This is a genomic window from Anaerocolumna xylanovorans DSM 12503, from assembly GCF_900143645.1.
Classification (GTDB): Bacteria; Bacillota; Clostridia; order Lachnospirales; family Lachnospiraceae; genus Anaerocolumna; species Anaerocolumna xylanovorans.
In genome coordinates this window covers 498,543-520,463 of record NZ_FRFD01000003.1, presented here as the reverse complement: position 1 = coordinate 520,463, position 21,921 = coordinate 498,543, and the positions used below count along the sequence as shown (strand labels likewise).

General features: G+C 41.3%; 16 protein-coding genes. 1 reads left to right on the top strand and 15 read right to left on the bottom strand.

Annotated elements, in window-relative coordinates; genetic code table 11:
- Nucleotides 1-185: 185 nt before the first annotated feature.
- The 15 genes from BUF11_RS02315 to BUF11_RS02245 form a co-directional block, all read right to left on the bottom strand.
- Complete coding sequence (locus BUF11_RS02315; RefSeq protein WP_073587178.1) at nucleotides 186-1,124, bottom strand: LysR family transcriptional regulator; 939 nt, start codon at nucleotides 1,122-1,124, stop codon at nucleotides 186-188.
- 88 nt (nucleotides 1,125-1,212) lie between these two features.
- Nucleotides 1,213-1,848: a redox-sensing transcriptional repressor Rex gene (locus tag BUF11_RS02310; protein WP_073587177.1), complete on the bottom strand. Its 636-nt coding sequence runs from the start codon at nucleotides 1,846-1,848 to the stop codon at nucleotides 1,213-1,215.
- 160 nt (nucleotides 1,849-2,008) lie between these two features.
- On the bottom strand, nucleotides 2,009-3,052 hold the full coding sequence (locus BUF11_RS02305) for an HRDC domain-containing protein (protein WP_073587176.1): 1,044 nt from the start codon (nucleotides 3,050-3,052) through the stop codon (nucleotides 2,009-2,011).
- Between the two features lie 69 nt (nucleotides 3,053-3,121).
- Nucleotides 3,122-3,940, bottom strand: a complete 819-nt coding sequence (locus tag BUF11_RS02300; protein WP_073587175.1) for a hypothetical protein — start codon at nucleotides 3,938-3,940, stop codon at nucleotides 3,122-3,124.
- Between the two features lie 59 nt (nucleotides 3,941-3,999).
- A complete protein-coding gene (locus tag BUF11_RS02295; RefSeq protein WP_242952297.1) occupies nucleotides 4,000-4,788 on the bottom strand; it encodes a hypothetical protein in 789 nt (262 codons plus the stop codon).
- 58 nt (nucleotides 4,789-4,846) lie between these two features.
- Nucleotides 4,847-8,404, bottom strand: a complete 3,558-nt coding sequence (locus tag BUF11_RS02290; RefSeq protein WP_073587174.1) for a DUF4132 domain-containing protein — start codon at nucleotides 8,402-8,404, stop codon at nucleotides 4,847-4,849.
- A gap of 22 nt (nucleotides 8,405-8,426) precedes the next feature.
- On the bottom strand, nucleotides 8,427-8,735 hold the full coding sequence (locus BUF11_RS02285; protein WP_073587173.1) for a hypothetical protein: 309 nt from the start codon (nucleotides 8,733-8,735) through the stop codon (nucleotides 8,427-8,429).
- A gap of 36 nt (nucleotides 8,736-8,771) precedes the next feature.
- Entirely contained in the window at nucleotides 8,772-10,424 is a 1,653-nt protein-coding gene (locus BUF11_RS02280) for an SWIM zinc finger family protein (RefSeq protein ID WP_073587172.1), read from the bottom strand.
- Nucleotides 10,421-11,545: a VWA domain-containing protein gene (locus tag BUF11_RS02275; RefSeq protein ID WP_073587171.1), complete on the bottom strand. Its 1,125-nt coding sequence runs from the start codon at nucleotides 11,543-11,545 to the stop codon at nucleotides 10,421-10,423. Before BUF11_RS02275 ends, BUF11_RS02280 begins: the two co-directional genes overlap by 4 nt.
- Before the next feature lie 29 nt (nucleotides 11,546-11,574).
- Complete coding sequence (locus BUF11_RS02270; protein ID WP_073587170.1) at nucleotides 11,575-13,965, bottom strand: DUF5682 family protein; 2,391 nt, start codon at nucleotides 13,963-13,965, stop codon at nucleotides 11,575-11,577.
- Nucleotides 13,926-15,041, bottom strand: coding sequence for an AAA family ATPase (locus BUF11_RS02265; protein WP_073587169.1), 1,116 nt, complete (start codon nucleotides 15,039-15,041; stop codon nucleotides 13,926-13,928). The genes BUF11_RS02270 and BUF11_RS02265 overlap by 40 nt, the downstream gene beginning before the upstream one ends.
- Before the next feature lie 77 nt (nucleotides 15,042-15,118).
- Nucleotides 15,119-16,159, bottom strand: coding sequence for a 5-methylcytosine-specific restriction endonuclease system specificity protein McrC (gene mcrC / locus BUF11_RS02260; protein ID WP_073587168.1), 1,041 nt, complete (start codon nucleotides 16,157-16,159; stop codon nucleotides 15,119-15,121).
- Nucleotides 16,152-18,557: an AAA family ATPase gene (locus BUF11_RS02255; protein ID WP_242952296.1), complete on the bottom strand. Its 2,406-nt coding sequence runs from the start codon at nucleotides 18,555-18,557 to the stop codon at nucleotides 16,152-16,154. The genes mcrC and BUF11_RS02255 overlap by 8 nt, the downstream gene beginning before the upstream one ends.
- Before the next feature lie 229 nt (nucleotides 18,558-18,786).
- Nucleotides 18,787-19,353 (bottom strand): rhomboid family intramembrane serine protease, encoded by a 567-nt coding sequence (locus tag BUF11_RS02250; RefSeq protein WP_073587167.1) that lies wholly within the window; start codon nucleotides 19,351-19,353, stop codon nucleotides 18,787-18,789.
- A 140-nt stretch (nucleotides 19,354-19,493) separates the two neighbouring features.
- Entirely contained in the window at nucleotides 19,494-20,249 is a 756-nt protein-coding gene (locus tag BUF11_RS02245; protein ID WP_073587166.1) for a MerR family transcriptional regulator, read from the bottom strand.
- Between the two features lie 159 nt (nucleotides 20,250-20,408).
- On the opposite strand from BUF11_RS02245, the gene BUF11_RS02240 reads away from it, so the two are divergent.
- The gene (locus tag BUF11_RS02240) at nucleotides 20,409-21,830 is read left to right on the top strand and encodes an MDR family MFS transporter (RefSeq protein ID WP_073587165.1); all 1,422 of its coding nucleotides are present in this window, start codon (nucleotides 20,409-20,411) and stop codon (nucleotides 21,828-21,830) included.
- Nucleotides 21,831-21,921: the final 91 nt, after the last annotated feature.

The window sequence follows — 21,921 nt, the reverse complement described above, 5'->3', positions numbered from 1 at the left end:
CACTGAAAAAACACTAATATGCGGACCGATTTACAGTAATCTGTACTCTATTTAAGCAGATTCGTTATGTCCGGTAATTCGCTCCCGGAATATCGATATTCAAATACTGATATAGCCAATGCTTCTAACTGCAAAAAAGAAGAGCTTCAGGAATGTCCCAAAGACTCTTCTTTCTTCACATTTCATTATCTGTATTCACAAAAGGTTACATCATTTTTGGCTTCAAATAGTTTATTAACAAACCTTCGGTCCAATTCCGTAAATTTATAATCCTTCGGATAGATTAAAACATCCTTGTAAATATTTCCCAGTGTCTTGCACTTCCTCTGCACCAGTTGATAACGCTGTAACCATTTCTCCGGTATGGGCGAAACCCACATGTAGGTAGTAGGAATTGAGGAAAGTAAATCATACTGGCTGCAGCGTTCATAAACATAGATGCTCTTTGATGTCTTCGAGGGCAGTTCCACACTTGCACTGCTGTTTGGCATAATATACGGAATTGCCGTATCGCCGTGGGTAATCTCTGTGTACTTCCTTAATTCCTGATAATCCACTTTACCGGCATTTGCCAGCGGATGCTTTTCCGACATCAGCACCAGGTATTCAAATTCCCAAACGGTTTCAAATTTTAACTGCTTTTCTGTCAGATAATCTTTGAAGTAATTCTCGTATTCTGTCTGAAACCTTATAACACCGAGATTAAATGGCCCGTCAATAATATTGTTAACTACCTGGACAGAATTGGTTTCCTGGACATTAACATTCATACCCTCGTTCCGGTCCAACTCCGACACAAGGCTCGTAACCGCATCCGCAATGTAGCTTCCCCGTGGGATAGAAATGTTAAAGGTCTGCATACCTGCATCCAGGGAATCTGATAAAGCCTCCATTTGCTCAATCTGGTGCAGGACATTTCTGGCATAAGAGAGAAATTTGATTCCCTTCCTTGTAGGGGTAACTCCCTTGGAAGTACGTTCAAAGATTGTAAAACCAAGGGTATCCTCCAATTCCTTTATTGCCTTGCTTAGACTTGGCTGCCCCATAAACAGGTTCTCTGCTGCCTGTGAGATGGAGCTTGTCCTCTCCACTTCGATGGCGTATTTTAAATGCAATGTATTCATTACTTCTCCAACTTTCTTATTCAAAGTAATATTCAGGCAGTACCTCAAGCAAACTTGCGATATGCATGAGTATATTTGTGTCCGGCTATTACAGGGTTTTCTTTAGATGATTGGACAATATGGCAAAAGAAGCTGCCAAATTTTCATTCCGAACCAGAATATACTCCGGTACAGATAAACGGACCGGTGTAAAATTCCAGACAGCCAGGATGCCGCCGGCTACCAATTGATCACACACAACCTGCGCCTGAGCGGCCGGAACGGTAATAATTCCGATATGAATCTTCATTCGGCGGCACAAATTACTGATTTTATCCGAGGCCAGAATCTTAACCCCACAACTTTCCGCATCTGCGGGATTTAAGTCAAAGGCCGCTACAATTTCAAGTCCAAAATTCTGCAAGCTTTCATCTGTTATAATAGCCCGGGCAAGTGAACCACTTCCCACAATGACTGCTTCATTGATATTATGATACCCCAAAAGCTCCTCCATATTATTGAGAAGCTCTGTTACAGGAAATCCGGTTTTGGGTTTTCCCTTTGCCGTATAAACGGCAGCAAAATCCTTACGGACCTGGACTTCATTCAGCTTCAGCAGTTCAGCGATTCTTGGCGCAGAAACTGTCTCAACCTTATTCTCTTTAAGTATCTTTAGCTGTTGAATATAGTAAGGCATTCTCTGCAATGCCTGTATTGTAATCACCTGCTGATTACATTCATTCATAAGCTTACCCCTCATTTATATCAGTATTTGCTTATCGATAAGTATAATACCCATAAGATAAAGTGTCAACCAGTCACAGAGTTTAAAACCTGCATTCTTAAAAGTGGAAAATACCTTATCCCTCTGCTATGAATTATTTCGTTTTCATTCAATAAAACCCTTAATATTTTCCTAGGATTTTAAGAATATCGTCACCATACTTGTTCACTTTTGCTTCTCCAAAACCGGCTACTGACGTTAATTCTTCCTTCTTTCTTGGCATCTTTATTATTAAATCTTTTAACTGATTATCATTATAGATATAATATGGCTTAATCTTCTCTTCGCGGCTTTTCATTAAACGATAAGCTTTTAGTTCCTGAAAGATTTCCGAATCTTCTATACTACCAGCAGAGATGGCCACGGCTGCCTCTGTTACAGCCTCGGCTTCGATTGGTTTTAAGAGATTCTCGCCTATCTTGTACGAATCATATTTATTTATATAATTTTTTTCAACCTCTTTATGTAATTCCAAATAGGAATTTGCCCAGGAAAGCAGCCTCTCATCCGACTCACCAGATTCCTTGGATTGCTTATACATCTCCTTTATATAACTTACTAATTGATCTGTACGTATAACTTTCTCTTTTACTTCCTTTTTAGCATACTTCGCATTAAGAACGGTTTTGGGATTTGCCAATACAACTACAGACTTATAAAAATCATCAAAATATCTCTCCAGCATAAATTTAGTAAGTATATTATTTTTCTTGTCCACTTTGACTTTCTTCATAAGCTCTAAGTGGCGCTGGTTCTGTGTAATTGGAGAATAAATACCTTCTTTCTTCTTTTTTCCGCCTATCTCTATTGTTCTGACAAAGTCTCCTGTATTATTGATTTCAATGTCCCCGTAAAGATTCTTGCATTCAATAACAAAGCATATTTTTCTAGTAAACACAAGATAGTCAATCTGAGCGCTTAAATCACCGCATTCTAAATAGATATCATGGAGGATATACATCGGCATATGGCTATTTTTTAGTTCAAAGGCTATATTCTTCTCTCCTGCTATACCATACTCAAGACATTTTATGTCCTGTCTGATTTTGGCCTGTCCTTCTGGATTCAATAATGGTTCCAGTTCCGACAATTTTTCTAATTGCATTTCTGCCTCACTGCTTTCTTTTAAAAAAACCGGCTCTTTCATCTTATCAAATAGTCCCATATATAATCCCTTTCATCTTACAGTAATATAAGAATAGAATACCATATATTCCCTCATATTTAAACTCTTTTACTGTATATAAATGGATGTTTTACCGACTCTATTTTCTATCTCTACAGATTTTTCATCTTTTATCTTTATATCCCCAATGGCTGCATCCGTTTTTGACTTTATTTCAATCTTTTGGTTATTGTCCAATTTTCCAGTATAAAGCCTTGTAAGCTCGCTGCTGCCATCATTTACAAAAAAAGCAAACATTTTCTCATCCTCTGAAACTGCAAGTTTATCTGATAAGGATATTCCCGGTTCTGACACATAATAAATATTACCTTCTGAATCCATAATCTTATCACTTGACTTTTCTGCCGTAAAATGCGGACTGGTTTCAACGTAATACAGCCTATCCTTCTTTTGATTCCAGGTGAAACCTACCCCATAATATTCACCGATAATTTCATTTCTACTTGCATCTAAGACTACGTAAATCTGAAGTGATGGATTAATGTGCCCGCATATGGCATAACGTGTATCATCAATCCAGCCGGTACTTTCAATACTGGTATAAAAAATATCCACCAGGTCTAATGCCTTTATGGTGTCTTTTCCTTTAAAAATAACCGTATCATATTTTAACCCGTCCTTTGTCACAATCTTTGCAGTTATTTCTCCATTAGGCGATTGCTCCAAAGTACCCTTACTTTTGTAAGTATTGTTTAAAAGTACCATACTATCAATTGGCTTATTATCAGAACTAATATTCCGGCTGTTTATTTTTGGTCTGCTGGGTGCCATGGCACCCGCATAAACTAAGGTTCCCATAGCAGCTATAAATGCCAGAATACCTATAATTATAAGATATTTCGTTTTTGCCTTAAACCGGTTCAACATTTTCTTACCTCTCTATAGCTGTTATTTTATTGCAAAGCTTAGTTTGTTATTACAATTATTTATACCTCTAATTTGATCTTTATATCTGCTTTTGCCATGGGTATGGCACATTCCATGGCAATAGAAAGTGCCAGCTGCGGATTAAGAACATCTTTGCCCCACTGAATAACCTCCTGTAAAGCCATACCTCCCATAACCGGCCACTCAAGAGGAGAAGCACAATACCTTTCTGCTGTCCGAAGAAACATAGGCCACAAATTAGCGACATATTCATAAGGAATATCGCCTGGCTTATGCTCCTCGGGAATTCTCGGAATACCATAACTGTCCTGGCCTACTGTACTGGTTACATGTTTAAAAATATCATCAAGATCAGGAAACTGGCTGCATCCTAAATGGTGTGCCATACCGGCAGCCAGGGACCAGACCGACATTTGATCCTCTGCAAGGGGTTTATTAATCATATCCCCAAAATAATACCTGCTTCCATTTGCACCTTCCAATATGACAAATACCTGATTTTCCTGTAATCCTCTGTTTTCTATATACTCTTTGCGTAAACTTGCCTGGCAGGCATAACCCGCCAAAGAACCAAGTATGCTAATCAGGGATTCTATATGGACGCCCTTTGAGTCTTTCATGCCATTTATCAGGTTGCCTACAAGCTCCTTAGCACCAATTTTGGCTCCCACAAGCGGATCCTCCTGCCGTCTTTCGTTAACCTTTTCCAGAAATATTTCATCCGCTCTTTCACTGTTATTTTTTTCACTCTGCTGATTCAGGTTTTCAGCACCTTTCGCCGTCTCACTGCCATCTTTCCGGATTTTCTTAAATAAAGACCATTTCATATACTTTTCTTCCCCCATCTGCCGTTTTTATCTTTGGCGCTAATATATCTCTTTATTTCTATGCCTTTTGCCGCCAGTTCTCATCCCTTTCCTGACTGGAGACCGTTGCCTTTTCCAACTGGTAGACGATTTCACTAAAGTATCTTGCCGGTACCTGATTAAGGGCTATGGCCTTTTCTTCTGTTACCTCATCATATTCATAGCTTCCTCGCTTAATCGTACCCGCATCGTAGAACCTGGCTGCATAGACAGTGACATCCTCCGTTTCATAGCCTACAAAAGACCCGGAAAAATGAAGCTCTACCCCCAGGGAAAGGAGAGAATCTTCTCTGTAAAAGGTATAATATCCCCCCGCATCCTGTACGGACCCACGGTACCATCCCATCCCAAGCAGCTTACCTGAAAGGGACATAGGGTTAAGTATCATCCCCCCGAAACGTTCCAGGGATTTCTTTTCCTTTTCTTCCTCCGTTAAGGGGAATACTTTTCTTGTCAGCTGCTCAATAGGCTGCTCTACTTCATAATCTGAAAGCTGTTCTTTCCATTTTTCAATATTTTCCGCCCTTAATTCAATTGGATGAACCAGGCCGATTTTCCCTTCTTCCGGAAGCAGAAATTCCTCTTCATCCTCTGTATTAAAGCTTCCATCCTCCATATAGCGGAAGGTATTAAGAAGCTTATCCTCCTGATAGTATCCCCAGATCAAACCGATAGCGAATTGGTGCATAATGGGATTTTTTACAAAAAGATTTTTCCAGCCTGCTATATCCCACTTTCTTTCAACGGATAACGCTAAATCCAAACGAAGCTTCTGGTTTGCAACTGCTGCTTTCATCTGTTTCTTTAGTAACTTGAATTCTTCCAGAGCTGCCTGTGCCTTTGCTTCATCATCCTTTTTACCGGGGGAAGGAATATTTTTAAGTTTTTTGTCATTTTCATCCCGTATCTCAATCTCCAATGCCGGTGTAATGTATACAAAAAAGCGTCTTTCCCCATAATCAAAGATTCTCTGCATCTCTTCGTTAAATCCAAGGTCCGGTACGATTCTATCCGCCAGTTCCTCTGTGGTAAGTCCAAGCTGCTGTGCAGCAAAGTCAAGAGCTTCCATCGCCGCTGTCTTAATCTGCTTGAATTTGAATTTTCTTGATATACTGTCAACAACCAGCAGGGCCGAAGGGGTATCATTTAAAGCCAGAGCTTTCACTGCTTCTGCCGCAATAGCGCCTCTTGCGTTCACAGGCCACTGGTTAATATTATGCTGAAGTTTATAGACAATTTCGGAACCGCCGTGAATGGCCGCCGCATAAAGAACCCATTTCTTCTTCGCCTCCGCTCCGGCTTCCATCCATTTATCAAACAATTCATTTACATAAAGGGCAAGCTCCTTCTTGTTTAGGGGCTCTGTTAAAATCAGTACTTCCTTGTTTACTCCAGGAACAGCTAAACAATAGTAGGCAAGCAGAATCGCCTGCATATATTCTTCCGCCACTTCTGTTCCCTCTTCCATATGCACTGCTGTAAAAGGTGTCTCATAAGCCCATTGGATTCCCTTTTTTCTGCCGCCCTTATGCACTTCCTTGATATAGGCTTCTGCCGTAGCGGGACCTGTTTCCCTTATATTTCCTTCCAGGCTTAAAAGGCTTTTAAGCATATCCTGCAGTTTTTTACTTTTTTCGGCTGCCAGTGCTTCTTCCAGAACCGTCTTATAGTCCTTTTCCCATCTTGTAAGGACAAGAAGTGCTGCTTCTCTTTCCGCCGATTTTTTGGATTTTAATTTACCAAGTACTTCCTCTTCCCATTCCTCATGGGCTGCCACAATCTCAACCAAGCGGTCTGTCACCAGCTTGGAGGTATCCGAAAATGCTTTCATAAGATTATCCTTATAGCGCTTGCCATTTGCTCCCAAGGTACAGATTCCTATAAACCTTCCGGTAGAGCCTGCCATTTCGAATGCTTTTAGGGTTTCCTCTTCTTTTAGTTCCAAATACTTTGTAAAAACAGAAACCACATGTTCTAAAAAGGATGCTGTTTTATTTTCAGTATAAATGCCCTCATAAATGACCTCTGCCGCATTCAGCTGGTATAAAACACCGAGCCCTGTCTCCTCCCATATCTGAAACAGCTCTGCTATCTCCTTTTGGCGGTACCCTTCCCCTTCATCCGCTGTAAAACCCTGAAAGAAAAAGTATCCCATCTCTGTAAAGGACAGATATGTCATGCAGCGTTTATAAAAGCTGTCACACCCCTTTGCCTTCCTGTATTGCTCTATAGTCTTTCCCACACGGGAATAATAACTTCTTTGATTTTGTAATTCCTTTGCATAAGCGTACAGACTTTCAACCGCTTCATTTTCCATAAGAAAACCCTTAACTGCAGCTCTTGCATTGCCCTGCGGAAGAATACTCTCTGCAATTTTTCTTTGCAGTTCTGATTCCGAGCCGGAGGATAGCTTTTCATACTGTTTTGGGTACCGTATTTTGATAGCCTCCAAGAGTTCCGCCTGAACTTCTAAGGGAGCCTGTTCCACTGCCTTGCCATAGGCTTCAAAATCATTCTCAATTTCATAATACAGGGCCGCTTTTATTTTTTTACCGCCGCACCAGATAATATAGGGAACGGTCTCAAGCTTCAAATCCGCCTTAAGCTTCCCATTCCAATACTCTCCATTCTCTTTATCCATAAACTCGTATACCGCATTCAAAGTGTCCTCTGTATTTCCAAAGGCACATAATTTCAAAAAGCTCTGCAAACGGCGGGACAAATCATAATGGATATTAATTCCCCCAGCTAACAGCTTTAACAGATATTTATCCATGGGATGCTTTTGAAAGAGCAGGGCTGCATTCTCTGAAAGGGAACGGCTTCCATCCTTATCCGCTGCAATGTAGTCTAGTATCTCTTTCATCTCTGCCTCACCGACGGACAGCAGACTGCCGCTGCTTGCCAGAACGCTCTTTTCGAAATCCTGAACATACTTACCTGTTTCGGGTGCATACACATATCCGCTTCCCTTTCCCAAAAGAGCATCAGCCAATCCTTTTAAGATACCCTTTTTCTCTTCGCTCTTTGGCTCTTCTTTCTTCAACAGGGAAAAATATGCGGTATATACCACCATTTTGCCGTTATCGTACTGGCTCTGCCACTTGTCAATAGCCTCTACAAGTACTTCCTTTCGGTTACCGGCAAGTTTTAAGATGTTTTCAACTGTCAATCTTCTAAGCTGATAGACTTCATAGGCAATTCCCTCTGCATACAGCGTCACTGCCTGATAAGCCTCGATCTGCTTTATAAATTCATTTTCTATGAAATTATAGCGTATTTCCAGAATCGGAAATACATAGGAGCTGGTAGAACCTCCTATCTGGAAGACAATATGAAAAAGCCGCAGAGCTTCCTCCATCCTGTTCCTTTTAAGCAGTCCTGAAAACATCTGCCTGGAAGCCTCTTGCTCTTCTTTTTTAATCTTTGATAAATCCTGCTTGGGAAATCCGCGCAAAAGTTCCTTCTTTCCCTCTGACAGGTATTTTTCTGCCGTATCAACCAAATCGGAACTTAGACCAAACCCTCTTAGTACCTCAAGCATTTTTTCCAACTGCAATTCATTCTGATTTTTCAATTTCCTTCCTCCTGTCAGTATTTTATATAGCCATACAATCCAGTGCCAGCTTCTTCTCACATAGTGATATATACTGCTCCAGACTGCAGAATATATCCGCCGCCCGGTCAGGCTCCGCAGACATCCGGTGCCTGTTCGCCTCTATTTCTTCCGCCAGTTCCTTCAGTCTCTCTCCTGCAAAGGTAAGTCCGCACTGTACGCAGGTTTTTGACAGCTTCTCCATTTCCGCTATGGTTCCTTCATGAGCGGATATGAATCCACTGGTAAAAACTTCCGAAAGCAGCCTGCCAACCTCCCTAATAACTCTCATTAAGTATTCCTTTTCCTCCACTTAATTCCTCCTGTCTTGACTATTCCTCTGTCTTTTCTACTCCATATCTTCATAATAATTGATGGGATACAGCCTCATAGCAGCATCCTTTACATAAAGCGAACCAAAGAAACAGGGAACTGCCATATCCCCCTGGCCGATTCTTTTTGCCAGGCGCTCCAGAAAGCGTATGGTATAATGTTCTGTTTTTGAATAGGAAACTTCCAGGATAATTCTCTGATTTTCCCTGTCGTACAGCTCCATGGAATATTGCTGATTAATACTGTCAAAGGATGTATTTTTTATATAAGCCGGTTTTATGAGAACAAGTTTCTCCTCTTCGTTCTCCTGCTGCCAGGAATCTGCCAGGCGCTCTTCAAACAGCTGCTTAAAATCCTCAAAATACTGGCCCTTTAGATTTTCTTTTATCAGCCTGCGTTTTCCCAGATACTCTGCTTTTGCCTGTGCTGTGGCAGACAGTCTGTGGTCTTTGGAAGTCTTTCCGTCATATAAAAGAAGTCTGGCCTCTGCAAACTCCTCCAGCTTGCAGAAAAGTCCCCAGGGAGCTTTTGAACTCTCAGTAGGTACCCTTCTTTTTTCATTTTCATAAAAAACCGGTCTTGCATTGGTATAGGTGTACCATACCAAAGTATCTTCGTTTAGAAAATAGTAAATTTCTCCCTCATAGCCTGCCTTGCTGACAAATTCCCTTTGTCCCATTCCAGACAGCTTCATGGGCGGACATGGGAGATATTCCGTACGGAATTCTCCTGCAAGCCCTGCCATTTCTTCCTTTGTCCGGGCCATTTCCAGTGCTTCTGCTTTCCGGTACAGGCTGCATAGCTTGTGCAGCAGCCAGCTTATCTGAAAGGAAGCTGTCCGCTTAAAATACAGCTGGTATTCTCCGCCCAGCGCCCTTAAATCCCTTTCAAAGTCCGGCAGCTTATAGTTATGGCTGATAATAGCCAGCCGCTCCAGGGAATCCATTACCGCAGCCGAACTTCTTGCAAGCCCGGCACTCAACTGCTCTCCCAGAAAATTCTTTAAATCTTTACCGAATTCCTTTATTTCATCCCCGCAAAGGGTATTATTCTCCTCTAACTCCGGCAGCAGATCCTCTACTGTTAATTTTCCGGCATGTATTTGGTATGAAAGAACGGCTTCTGCTTTATGCTGGCAAAAGTCCTTTTTATGGCAGCTGCAAGACGAATATTCTACCGGCTCCAGCAGGCGGACCGTTATTCCGGTATCCGCAAAGGAAACCGTAACAATATCGCCTTCTGCAATCTCCGGCCCCGTTCCCTGGCTAAAAGCATGGTACAGGCTTTGCAGCCTTTTATCTCCTATAGTTCTTTTTAGTTTTGCCAGAGGATACTCTAAAACAGAGGCTAAGCCTTCTTCTGCTTCCTCTTTTTCATCTTCTTCACCGGAATATTGCTTCTTAGCATACTGATTCTTAGCAAATAAGGCAGCCATTATGATATGCTTGCATATACTTCTGGACGGGCAGCTGCATTTACTCTCTCCTAAGGGAAATACCAGAGTGCAGACAGCATCCTCCACCTGTACCGTAAGGCAGTTTTCTTCCTCCTTCAGGCTTAATTTGGCTTGCTCTAAATCCTTTAAGGCCCTTTTTACAATCCCTTTATTGGTCAGCCCTGTCAGATATTCTTCACTGACACCCTGCAATAATTTCTTCCATTCACTCATCCGATTATCCTCCCCACCCAGTCTGCAAGCCCTTCCGGAGTCATGGCTGCAACATGGGCACCAAGACTTGCCAGATGAGCCGCCGCATTCCGGTCATAGTTGGGGTTAGCCTCCATATCAAGAGAAGTAAGCGCAATTAACTTTGCACCGGCTTCAATTATCCCTTTACCTACAGAATAAAGCCTTTGGTAGCCTCCTCCTTCATAGAGGTCCGATATGAGTACTACCATTGTCCGGCTGGGGTTATCAATCAACCCTTCACAATAAGCCAGTGCCCCCGCAATATCGGTTCCGCCACCCAGTTGGACACTCATAAGCGTTTCCACAGGGTCTTCAATATAGCCGCTTAAATCCACCACATTGGTATCAAAGATAACCAGTCTGGTATCCAGCATGGGAAGCCTGGCAAAGATACCTGCCATCACCGCACTGTGAATCACCGAATCCAGCATGGAGCCGCTCTCATCCACAGCCAGAATAATCCGCCAGGTGTGGTATTTCTTTACTCTGGAATTAAAATAAATCCTCTTAAGCACCAGCTGTTTACTTTCCATGTCATAATTCTTTAGATTTGCAGATATAGTTTTTTTGATATCGAGATTACGGATGGATGGCACATGGCTGGCCTTTGAGCGGTCCAGCCTTCCAAGCAGGCTTTTTTTCATATCCTGTTCCAATTTCTTCATTAGCTCATCCGCTACTTTTTTCACAATTCTACGCGCTGTCTCAAGAACCTCCCCCTTCATCAGAGACTTTAACTGAAGGATGGTTTTTAACAATTCCCGATTGGGTTCCAGCTTTTCCAATACTTCTTTGTCGGTTAACAGCTCGGACATCCCGTAATTTTCCAGAGCATGGCGTTCCAGGATTTCAACCGTTTCCTTTGGAAATAACTCTCTGATCTTGTTCAGCCAGTCAGATACCGTTAAATTACTGTCTCCGCTGCCGCCTTCTTTGCGAACTCCCGAATCTTCCCCATATTCCCTTTCATATAGATAATCCAGCAATTCCTCCATATCCATATAATGAAGGTCTGCCCCTTCAAAAGAAATATGTTCTTTGGCATACTTTCCCAAAAGAAGCCGCCATTTGTTCAATTGTCCCGTATGGTCTGCCATCATTTCACCTGCCTTTACGCCCTAACAAGCTGTTACATTTTCTCTAATATGGTATCATTAAGCTCTTTGCCATATTTATAAATGAAAGGTGAGATTTCCTGTAAAGCTAACAGTTCCTTTCCTTCTATTCCATGATGCACTGCTGCTTTCCTTGCAATCTCATCAATTTCCCTCGGTGTAAAATAACCAAATGCCATGCGAAGTTCCGGCAGGATTGCCATAAAGTCTTCCTCTGAAAGTTTTTCCAAAAAGGAATCTATCATTGTAATAAAGGAATCTCCCACAAACACCAAATCTCTGGCAGTAAAGAATAATCCCCTAAACAGCTTTGCTCCTGATATAAGCTTCTCATGAGTCCCTGCCATATAGCCATAGCAGACCCTCTCAATTTCTGAAACTTCACTAAGTCCGCTGCCGTAAAGAATCCCTCTGATACAGCCCTCCAGTCCAGCCTGTACCTCTTCCTGCAACAGCTTCTTAAGTGCTTCATAAAACAGCTCCTGTCTCTCCCTATATTCTTCCCTTTGTATCAGCTGATACAGTGTTTTCAGTGCCGTCATTGCAGGTAGTATATCCTCTTCCTTTAATCCTGACATAAGGGGAAGAAGAAAGATTATCCTGTCACCTGCACTGCCAATAAGTCCTTTAAATTCAAACTCCGTCCGGTACAGTCTATTCTGCTCTTCCAGCATAATAAGCCCTGACAAAGCCTCTACTAAAGAAAAGAAGTCCCCATCGTTACAGAGGATACCCTCCATCCGGTATAAAATCCCGGGAAGCTGCTCCTTCATGCCCATTTCATACATCTGTGTCAAAAGAAGAGTTCCTTCCCTGCTGTTCATTTCCTCCTTCATCTTCTTCACGGCAATGGTCGTACAGGCTTCCGCTATACTGGCTCCGGATACGGATACGTCAATAAGAGCCGCCACTACCTGACTGCTCCATTTATATTTCCATATTTCCCGAATCAGATTCTTATCTCTCTTGGTCCGAAGATTGGGCCCCTTCGTTTTAACTGCGAACCCCGTATTCAGAAATTCCATCTGGTAAAAGAATTTACTAATGGCACGGTGTCTATCCGATGCAAATATCTCAAGGGTTACTTCCGAAGGCAGAGTCTGACGAATATTTAGCTTAAACTCCTGACACCGTTTTTCAAAATCCTGCACAATAGGAGGAGTACCGGCATTTTTGCACAGACTGCCAACGCCGTTTCCAGTCAGCTTCTCCTTCAGAATCCGGAGAGGCATCTCTGTAGAAGGGCCATATTCCCCTTTCACAAAGCAGGACAGCACACTGTCAAAAAGCTCATAGATACCCGGTGTCTCTTTTCCCCGCAGGGAAGCTAACCCCATAAGCATGGAATAGGCACAGATTTCATCGTAGGCAGACAGTCCTCCTTCTTTTTTTCTTATTGCACCGCCGGTTGCAACAAGGTACTTTAAGGCCGTTTCCTCAAAGGCCTTTGGATTTTGCTTTTCTGCCTCTTCATAAATATCCTGATAATATCCCGGATAGGGCATACCGCTGGCATAACCGTTTAAGCTGTCGCAGGCTTCCATGGAATAAGCCATCAGATAAGTGCCCTCAGACCCTTTTTCTACTGCATGGAGGGGATATTCCTTAGGAGAATTCTTATCCCTGGAGAGCTTTACAAGAGCTGGCGTATGAAAGCCTCCTGTTACAATCAGAAGCTTTTTATACTCTTTCTCCTTTTTCCGAATTCTTTCCGCCATATATGCTTCCCGGCTTAAGCACCCTTCCGCTTCCAGGTCCGCCTCTTTGGAATGGTGCCTTGAAAGAACGCAATACGCCAGCATATGTCTCACAAACTGGCTGCTGCTCTCCTGCATTCCGTTTATTTCAAAGTATTTTTCCCATAATTCATCAAAGCTTCTAAGACCTGCTTTGGCTACAAGCTGCTCTATATATTTATTCCTTGATAACAGATAATCATCGTTGTAATTATTTTTTTCCTCTGGCTTTAAGAGCCCTCGTCCCTTTTCGGAGGCTATTAGCATCTCACGGTAAGGAAGGTCGATAAATTCCACCGGCACCCCTCTTTTCATCCCCTCTCTTACCGCCACAAGCTCCGGGGAATAATCCAGAAAAGGATAATAACATTTGTAGTCTTCCTTCTCCTCACTTACATAGCCCTTTGTATCCCTGTAGGAATAATAAATGGCTATGGGGGCCCTGGTATCTTCCTGTGTCATAATCTCAAGAAGTTCATTTGCATTTACCGGTCCTTCCACCAGAATGCAGTCCGGATCGTATCCTTCTATGACCTTTTTTAGATGGTAAGCACAGGCAGGGCTGTGGTGTCTGACTGGAAAATACACTGCCCGGCCGTCATAGGAAAAAGCTCCTGCAAATACTTCCTCTATTTGATCCATTTCCTCGCTTCGTAGTATTTCATCCATATTCCGCCCTCTTTATTTCCTTTATCCCGGATAACCGTATTAAAGTATCCCTTTATCTTCTCAATATCCTCTCTGCTCTCCTTTGCAACAGCTCCGAGCAGATTCTGAACCAGGCAGTCTGTGCTAAGAGTTCCGTCTCCGTAATAATAGCCGGTCAGCATGGTCTGATAATACACAGAAACTGCTTCCGCCGTGCTCATAACCGCAGAGGGCCTGTCAATCTGATGCCCCATACTGGATATCCCTTCCCTAAGTTCATGATAGGTAGAGGCCAGTAATTCCGCAATATCTTCATCCGCTGTTTTTTCTATGCTGCTTTCCTTTGCCAGCTTATTGACTTCATTGATAATAATCTGCTTTTCCAAAGCAGCTTCCCTTATGGGAAATACCGTCTCAAAATTAAATCTTCGCTTTAGGGCGCTGCTCATTTCATTGACACCCTTATCTCTGGTATTGGCCGTTCCGATAACATTAAAGCCCTGTCTGGCAAATAAGAAACCTTCTTCCCTAAGTTCCGGCACATTTAACACCTTATCACTTAAAACACTGATTAAGCTGTCCTGTATTTCCGCCGGAGTTCTGGTAATCTCCTCAAACCTTGTGATAATCCCTTTTTCCATACCAATATAGAGGGGAGAAGGCACCAAAGCCTCCCTGGCCGGTCCCTTTGCCAGGAGCAGCGCATAATTCCAGGAATACTTGATCATATCTTCCGTTGTTCCGGCCGTTCCCTGAATGGTATTAGTGCTTACTCCGCTGATGCCCGCCGACAAAAGCTCTGACAACATAGTTTTTGCGGTCCCCGGCTCTCCTACTAACATCAGTCCTCTGTTTCCGGCTAAGGTCACGATACAGCGCTCCACCAGTGCATCGTTCCCTAAGTATTTCTTTTGTATATGATATTCCTTCCCTTCAAAAACAATGGGATTCTTACTTCCCAAAATAAAGGTCTTTACTGCCTGTGGTGACATCTGCCAGTTTAAAGGCTTTTTTGCCTTATCATTTGCCCGTATGGCCCTAAGTTCCCCTTCATATTCCACTTCTACCGGTGGTTTTATCTGCACATTCGTATCCATTCTGACCTCTCCTGTTCTCTGTGAAATGATGTATTTGTTCCTGCTGCATTCCGTTGCTTTTATAAAATGGAACGGTTTTATTCAAAATAATCAATTACAATCTTATCAAGCTGTTCTGCTATGATTTTAAACTCCGTTCCCAAATCCAATGTCCTTACACTGATTTTATTTCCGCTTATACGGTAATCCTTATGAAGATATATATCTTCCTCCAGTTTTGCATACAACAGCATACCAGCAGCCTTACCAGTCATATTCCTGTCTTGGTTTTTAACGTAGGTGAATATCTGATACATATTATTTGAATGCAAGGTTTGTTTGTCATATCGCTTCTGCATTACTTTTGAGTAATATTTAGCATCAATAATTAAAGTCTTATCACCATCTGTAAGCATGATATCCGATTGCATAACCGGTAAAAAATCCTCTTCTCCCTCAACTGCCCAGGGTATCTGCTTCGATGCTGGTTTATACATGGGAAACCACTTCCTGTAATATTCCAAAATAAATTTTTCATATAACCGGTGCATCTGCTGTTCATCTTCAAAGGAAGCAAGCCTGTAATTCCCGTTATCCTTCGTCAGCAACAGGCCTTGTACCGTTAAATAGCATATATTCATTAACATCCTATATGATACATTGTTTCTGTAATACCTAAGTTTACTCCATGTAATTTCCGAAAGACCAATCTTCTCTACTTCTGAAAAGCTAAACATTAAACGCTTCAAAGCCGCTTTATTTTCTCTTTTCACATCAGTCCTGCATATCAACGCATAGGAAACCGACTTTAATATTCGGTTCACGTAGATATCTTCCGAGAACTCATCATAAATACATACTAACCTTTTATTATTTATTGTCCGCATTCTTATAGAACTGGTCAAATCAATTTTGCCCCTTAAAATACTAAGCTCATCTGCTTTTTCGATATATTCCTTACTAAGTCCCCTTTTGACCTGATTGCCAATACCTTTTGCTAATATTGCAGCAAATAAATCATATATGTTGTCAAATGCTTCTGCCTCTACATCAACCGCATCCTGCTGCTGTAAAGTTTGATAGGCGTAAGAAAGCATATAGTAAATATTTTTTATATACATTTGATCTTTCTTATTCATTTAGCGCACCATATAACCGGTCGGACCATGATTTTGCCTTAGCTTTATCGTCATACCAGTATTCTTCAAGGATGGGTACAATATCATATTCCACTATTTCATGCAGCCACTGTTCCTGGAACTGTTCTCCTTCACAGAAATAACTGTGCCCGATAACAAATCCTTCCCCAAGGGAAGCGTCATTTATAATAGCCTCATTTAGCTCTTCAATAACCATAATCAGTCTATCAAAATTATGATTGTTTAAGTTCCTTTGGTATTCCATAAATCCACTGCTCTTAAAAGCAGGTCTTACGTGAAAGAAACTAAAACGCCTGCGCAGCGCATAATCAATCATTGCCAGGCTTCTGTCCGCTGTATTCATCATTCCGATTATATGTATATTATCCGGAACTGCAAAAGGTAAACCGTTATAGGCCAATACCATTTTCTGTCCTCTTTTATCATTCTCAATCAGCATGAGCAATTCCCCAAATATCTTACTTAAATTTCCCCTGTTAATTTCATCTATAATAAAGAAGAACGGCTCTTTCGGTTTATTTTCCGCTTTCTTGCAAAAATTATAGAATATGCCATACTCGAGCCTAAAGCCCTCTTCGCACGGCCTATACCCCATGATGAAATCTTCATAGGAATAGCTCTGATGGAATTGAACAGAACAGATTCTGCTCTCATCTTTGCACCCCATAATAGAATAGGCCAGACGCTTTGCGGCAAATGTCTTCCCTACTCCCGGAGCTCCTTGCAATATGACATTCTTTTTTCTGTTTACTAATGAAACCAGTGCGTCATATTCCATTGCCGGCATAAATACTTCTCTAAGAAAATCATCTTTCGTATATGTATCTGCAGAAACCTCTTTTGGCAGCGGATTCTGCTCTCTTATTATTTCAAGCAAGATATCATATTCATGCCTCGCAAGCTTAAAAAAGCTCCCCTGTGTGTTCACAAAACACTCCATGTTCTGCAATTCGTCCAGGTATTTTATGTCAGAGAGAGGAATGGGATTCGTCAAACTCTCGGTCTTTCTAATATAAATAAATTCTCCGTCATTCTCACGGCTTACTTTGCCTAACGCAACAATCTGCTTAACTGGTGTTGATTCATAGCCGATTACCACATCTCCTGCTTTCGCATCCAGGAAATTCTGAAATATTCTTCTCTTATTACCATTATCGCTATATAGTGTCCACTCAACTTCCTCTCCAACTCCAATCTCTGCAAAATTCCAAAGTTTCGGATTGGCATTCAGCCACCAGAAATTCTTATTCGTTTCTTCCTCATTCTCTGTATCCGCCGCGTCAGATTCACTGATTTCTTCTTTACTGTTAATGGAAGCAGAATCCGATTGCCCATCAAGCCATGCGGCCAATGATAATTCAGGAAAGCTATGAACACCTTCTCTTTCCTCTGGCATAAAAGTATTTTTAAGTTCCTCTACCACTTGAAGATAGCTCTCACCTTCCGGCGGCTGCTTCCAACTCCCGATTATATTTCCTAACGGTGAATAAATATTATATTTTATGCAATACCTACGGGTTCTGTCATCCAAAGGCAGGTAATTCCACGGGCGTATCCAATACAATCCCATCGATACATTCCACTTTGCACATTTCTGCTTAATGACCTTATTATAATAATTTATTACATCATTCCTTCTTCCGGTATTACCATCTGCATATTTAATTGCAGCTTCAAACAACTCCCATAAATTATCGATATCTCCGTTATCTGCCGCTTCATTTCCGGCAAAAAGCCATGCCATCATAGGATTAAGTACCGGTATCCCCTCAAAAGTTACAGGCACCTTCTCCTCTATACCAAATTCAACTGCAAATTGTCCAAGCAGTTTCGTTCGGTTAGCATTAGAGCCTTTATTAAAAATTCCAAATATGGTAAAAGGGCAAACATCCTTTAGAGCTTCCCCTTTATAAATTAAACTATTTTTAATTTCTGTTGTATCAAATATCTGATACAATATTTTTAATAGTTGTTTTCTGTTATTTTTATATAACAATAGAGAATCTGCCAATTTAGAATAAAAGCCTGTCCAGCTAAAATCCACCTTTTCCGCCTCATCCGCAACTGCCTTACCGGTTCTTTCCTGTAAGAATTTGAGATACATTTTCATCCCATTGGAATATGCTTTATTCCCGTCAGCCAGTTCTATTTCTCTCATCATGGGATGCCTTATAAGAATCTGATATACCTTAATGAATTTTTCATAGGTATCGTATTGGAATAAATCGGCACTTTCAATATCCAGGTCCTTAAGTTTAGCTGTCGTATGTCTTAAAGCAGAGGTATATTGATTTATTGTGTTAACTTTGTACGGTTCTCCTGTCCTTTTTATTTGTTTTCTCATCCATCCGATAAATTCATTTCTTATATTCCCCACAAAAAATTTCCTCCGAATGTAATTATTTTTTGTATGCTATTTTACTGTTTATTACAGTTATTATTTACTATTATAGAACAGGCATAAATAAATTTCAAAACATTTCTGCTTTCTATAACCCAAATACCCTGCAGCCAGTCAAAGGCCGCAGGGTATTATTTACTTCTCTTAAATCAACTTACAAGACTTCTATATTTTCTATAAATAATCGTTTCCGCTTAAGGCTGGTCTATGTGCGCCTGCGAACCAAACCAAAACCTGCTCCACAGATTCCCCCTATAATATGGGCTGCATGGGCTACTCCATCTTTTGCTCCGATACTTAATACCTCGCCTCCAAGGTAAACTATTACAACCAATATCAGAGTAAGAGGAATTTTCCCATCCTTCATGCCAGCCGCAGACGATAGGACTATCATCATAAATACAATACCGCTTGCCCCTAATAATACATTACCGGGATATAGAATAACGTAAAATAATCCCGATGCAAGCGCAGTAATGGCAAGCATTAAAAGAAAATCCTTTGATTTGTATTTTTCTTCCAGAATTGGCCCTAATACCAAAAACAAGACCATATTGCCAGAGTAATGGCTCCAATTTGCATGACCAAGAACATGGCCAAACACTCTGAAATAGCTCAAAGGGTCTGCCAAAGAGGAACGGTATACACTAAATAGCAAGTGCGTAGACAGTCCTCCCGTCACATAGCCTGACAGCAGCACTGCCAGCGAAGCAAAAGCAAAAGTCAAAGTTACCGGTGAATTATATTGGAATTTTCCGAACAATTTTTTCATTCTATTTTTCTTTACCCTTCATGTATTTTGATTCCATTCAATTATTGATTTACCATTTGTTCAATATAAACGAGGCTGTTAGGACGCTTACGGCAGAATGCACCGGGCAAAACTGTACCGCACGCGTTTTAATATCCTGATTATGGATACACATGCATAATTGCCGCACTTACAAACTCCGCAAGCCCCGGTGTCTTTTTGTCCAATTCTTCTTTATGCTTCAAATACGCCTGTCCGATTTTACGAAAAGCTGTATCATCACAGGGAATAAATATATTTATAAATTGCATATAAGCATTGACCGCATCTTTTGCCGCCAAGCTGTCCGAGCCATCCTTCATGGCATTGCAAAATTTTTGGAAGACTTCCTCGCCAAGAGCAATGATCTTACCAAAATCCATGTGCATTATTTTCGAAGCATTTTCCATAATGGACATGTTGCCCGAAAGTATGCCGCTTCTCACTACCGGAAGAAAAAAACCGCTTTCCATTAATACTCGGATTTCATTTGCATATGTTTTCTTCATTGTTTCAATTCTATTTTTATCAAAATCCCGCAGCATTGAAATATCAAAATCGTTATTCAATATCCGGTCAACTGACAGTATCATTTTTTGTATCCCAGATTGTTTTTCCAAGAGAATTTGTTTATGCTGCCGCATGATCTCTTTTTCCATTTCCTTTGGACTCTCAAGCAGCAACCGAATGTCATCAAGGGAAATGCCAAGCTCTTTATAAAACAAAATACTCCACAGTCGGCGCAGGCTCTCGTCATCATATTGGCGGTAGCCCGACTTTTTCACCGCGCTGGGCGGTAACAATCCGATTTCATCATAATATTGCAAGGTACGGCGACTTACGCCGGAGAGCTTACTCACTTCATTTACACTTTTCATTGCCTTTTTCTCCTCAAAAAAAGTTTTTAATATTTTTTTGAAAAACGCTTGACTCGAACGTCACGTGATAGATTATACCTTATTGTAAACAAAGAACGGCGTTTTGTAAAGTAAAAAACTATGAACAAAAACGCTGCACATAATGAGGAGGATTCATTTATGATGAGTAAGAATAAAAAAGCTCCGGAACTTGAGCCGATTCCAAAGAGCATCATGAACATTGCCTGGATTTTAGTACTTGGAGCAATTATGCCACTGCTTGATTCCACAATGGTAAACATTGCCATAAAGCATTTGAGTAGTGATTTCAGTATCGGACTTGATTTAATTCAATGGGTAATTACGGGTTATGTGTTATCTATGGCAATCTCAGTGCCACTTGCTGGTTGGGCGGTCCAACGTTTCAATGGTAAATGGTTAATGATTGGTGCTAATGTATTATTCTTAGCAGCTTCAATTGCTGCGGGACTTAGCTGGAGTATCAATTCAATGATTATTTTCCGGATTGTTCAAGGTTTCAGTGCCGGCTTTATTATGACATTGGTGACTACTTTGTGTGTTGAAGTCGCTGGAAGGGACCGAATGGGACGTATGATCTCGACCATTGGTATCCCAACTGTCTTGGGCCCAATCCTTGGCCCGGTTATTGGGGCTGTGATTGTCCAATTCTTGTCATGGCGTTACATTTTCTTTGTCAACATTCCAATTGGTATTCTTGCCATCACTTTGATGACTATGAAGTTGCCTAACTTCACGCCGGCTAATATGAAAGCCAAATTCGACTTCATTGGTATCATTTTATTGGGTGCCAGTTCGGCCGCCTTGATTTATGGGATTACGAAAGCAGCGAAGAATGCTACATTTAACAACAGCACGACTATTGGTTATGTTGCCTCTGGGATCGCAATTTTAGCCATCTACCTGATTTACGCTGCTATCAAAAAGGAACAGGCAATTCTCCCATTACACTTGTTTAAGATGAAAAATTTCAGCGCCGTCATGGTTGGCTTGTTCCTTGCAGGGATTGCCACCAACGGTCCCATGTTGTTATTACCTTTGTTTTTCCAAAACATTAAGGGCTTCTCAGTTTTGAGCGCTGGATTGATCTTGATTCCACAAGGTATCGGTATGTTAGTTGCTCGTCCGTTGATTGGTAAGCTAACTGATAAATTGGGTGCGCGTAATGTTGTCTTGGTAAGTTTGACATTAGCCATCGTTGGCACGATTCCATTTGTCTTCTTTGGTGAGGCATCTTCACTCATTGTTGTGAGTGTTGTCTTGTTTGTTCGCGGTATCGGTATCGGTGGTATCACCATTCCAATGATGACTGATGCATACACTGGTATGGTCAAACAAGAAATTGCGCAAGCCAGTGTCGGAACCAGACTCATGCAAAATATTGGTGGTGCGTTTGGTTCAGCAGTGCTTGCAACGGTTGTTAGCCTTGGGGTCCAAGGTAAAGTCCCAACGACTCCTCTCATGACCACTACTTACCATAATGGTTTCATGTTAGCATTAGTCCTTAGTTTGGTATTGCTCATTCCAACTTTGTTCTTAACTAACAAGAAATCCAAGAAATAATAAAAAGATAAGCTATTGAGAGCTAAATTCCTTTTGCTTTCTTTTCCAAGCAAAGTAGCCCGACCGAAAACGGCCGGGCTACTTTGCTGTA